This window comes from Motilibacter deserti, from assembly GCF_011250635.1.
Taxonomy (GTDB): Bacteria; Actinomycetota; Actinomycetes; order Motilibacterales; family Motilibacteraceae; genus Motilibacter_A; species Motilibacter_A deserti.
In genome coordinates this window covers 1-2685 of sequence record NZ_JAANNP010000185.1, presented here as the reverse complement: position 1 = coordinate 2685, position 2685 = coordinate 1, and the positions used below count along the sequence as shown (strand labels likewise).

Below are 2685 nucleotides of genomic sequence, written 5' to 3'. Positions count from 1 at the left end.
GACGCGCTCGGGCTGACCGGCCCGGTCGTCACCGTCGGGCACGACTGGGGCGGCGTCGTCTCGCTCGGCTGGGCGCTCGCCCACCGCGACCAGCTCTGCGGCGTCGTGCTCACCAACACGGCGGTCGCCCAGCCGGCCGGCGCGTCGGTGCCTCCGGCGCTCGCCCTGGCCCGGTCGGTGCTGTCGCTGTCCACGGTGCACACGCCGGCCTTCGTCGCCACGACGCTCGCCCTCGCGTCCCCGCCGCTGGCGCGGGACGTCCGCGCGGCCTACTTCGGCCCGTACGCCTCCCGCGACCGGCGGGCGGCCGTCGGCGGCTTCGTCGAGGACATCCCGCTCGCCGCCGACCACCCCAGCAAGCCGGCGCTCGACGCGCTGGCCGAGGGCGTACGCACCCTGACCGACGTGCCCGCGCTGATCCTGTGGGGGCCGCGCGACCCGGTCTTCCGCGAGCGCTACCTGCACGACCTGCGCGACCGGCTCCCGCACGCCGACGTGCACCGCTTCGAGGGCGCCGGCCACCTGCTGGCCGAGGACGCCGACGTGGCGGGCACCGTCTTCGACTGGCTGGACGCGCTGACCGACCCCCCGGCCGAGCCGGCCCCCGCGCCGCGGCGTACGGGCGCGCCGCTCTGGTCGGCGCTGCAGGAGCGTGCGGGTGACCCCTCGCCCGCCGTGGTCGAGCTCGGGGACCCGGGACGCACGGTCTCTTGGTCGCTGCTCGCCCGGCGGGTCGACGAGCTCGCCGCCGGCCTCGCCGGTCTCGGCGTACGCCGCGGCGACCGCGTCGCGCTGCTCGTGCCACCCGGGGCGGACCTGACGGCGGCGCTCTACGCCTGCCTACGCATCGGCGCGCCCGTGGTGGTCGCCGACGCCGGGCTCGGGGTCCGCGGGCTGACCCGGGCCGTGCGCGGGGCGGCCCCGGCCTACGTCATCGGCATCCCGCGCGCGCTGGCGGCCGCCCGCGCACTGGGCTGGCCCGGCGTGCGCATCGCGGCGGGGCCGGTCGACGGGGCGACGCTGCGGGCCGTCGGCGCGCGCACGACGCTGGCCGAGCTCGCCCGCGCGGGCGTCGGCGGCACGCTGCCCGAGCCGCCACCGCCGGGCGCCGACGCGGCGGTGCTGTTCACGTCGGGCTCCACCGGCCCGGCGAAGGGCGCGGTCTACACGGTCGCCCAGCTCGAGGCCGTGCGCGACGCCCTCTCCTCGGCCTACCTCGTCACCGGCGGCACCCGGCTCGTCGCCGCCTTCGCGCCGTTCGCGCTCTTCGGCCCCGCGCTCGGGGCCGTCTCCGCGGTGCCGGACATGGACGTGACGTCGCCCGGCACGCTGACCGCGGGCGCGCTGGCCGACGCGGTCGCCGCCGTCGACGCCACGACGGTCTTCGCCTCGCCCGCGGCGCTCGTGTCGGTCGTCGGGTCTGCGGACCGGCTGTCGCCGGCCCAGACCGCCGCGCTCGCCGGGGTCGAGACGCTGCTGTCGGCGGGCGCGCCGGTGCCGGCCGCGCTGCTGCGCCGCGTGCTGGCGCTCATGCCGCGGGCGTCGGCGCACACGCCGTACGGCATGACCGAGGCGCTGCCCATCACGGACGTGACGCTGGCCGAGGTCGAGCAGGCCGGGGCGGGGGCCGGAGTGTGCGTGGGGCGCCCGCTGGACGGGGTCGAGGTGCAGGTGAGCCCGCTCGACACGTCCGGTGCGGCGAACGGCCCGCTGACCCCGAAGCCGTTCGTGCTCGGTGAGATCGCGGTGCGCGCCGCCCACGTGAAGGACCGCTACGACGCGCTGTGGCGGACCGAGCGGGCGAGCTCGCGCGACGCCGGGTGGCACCGCACCGGTGACGTCGGCCACGTGGACGGCGAGGGCCGGCTGTGGGTCGAGGGCCGGGTGGCCCACCTCGTCCTGGCCGCGGACGGGCCGCTGCCGCCGGTCGGCGTCGAGCAGCGGGTGGAGACGCTGACGTCGGTGGCGCGCGCCGCGCTCGTCGGGGTCGGGCCGGCGGGCACCCAGCAACCGGTCGTCGTCCTCGAGCCGGTCCCGGGCGTACGCCGGCCCGGGCCCGCCCCGCTCCCGCTCGCCGACGAGGTGCGCTCCGTCGCCGGCGTCCCGCTCGCGGCCGTGCTCTGCGTGCCCGCGCTGCCGACCGACATCCGGCACAACTCCAAGATCGACCGCACCCGGGTCGCCGCCTGGGCGGGACGGGTGCTCGCCGGCGAGCGGGCCGGCACGCCGTGAGGGTGCTCGTCACAGGCGCCAGCGGGATGCTCGGCGGCGCCGTCGCGGCCGCGCTCGTGGCCCGCGGCGACGAGGTGCGCACGCTGCAGCGGCGGCCGTCCGGGGTCGAGGGAACGCACGACGTCCGCGGCGACATCACCGACCGGGCCCCGGTGGCGGCCGCGCTCGACGGTGTGGACGGCGTCGTCCACCTGGCGGCCCGCGTCGGCATCGTGGGGACCGAACAGCAGTTCGTGGAAGCCAACATCGTGGGCACTCAGGTGTTGCTCGACGCGGCCCGCGCGGCCGGGGTGCCCCGCTTCGTCTTCGTCTCCTCGCCGTCGGTCGCCCACGCCGGCCACTCGCTCGTCGGCGTCGGGGCGGCCCCGGCGGACCCCGACTCCGCCCGCGGCCACTACTCGCGGACGAAGGCTGCGGCCGAGCAGCTCGCGCTCGGCGTCGACTCACCGTCGT

At 78.7% G+C, this 2685-nt stretch carries 2 protein-coding genes; both read left to right on the top strand.

The genetic code is table 11. From position 1 onward, the window contains the following. The coding region (locus G9H71_RS22115; protein WP_166284921.1) for an alpha/beta fold hydrolase at positions 1-2232 on the top strand (2232 nt) is incomplete at its 5' end. A gap of 2 nt (positions 2233-2234) precedes the next feature. Beyond that, on the top strand, positions 2235-2685 hold a 451-nt coding region (locus tag G9H71_RS22110), incomplete at its 3' end, for an NAD-dependent epimerase/dehydratase family protein (protein WP_331273194.1).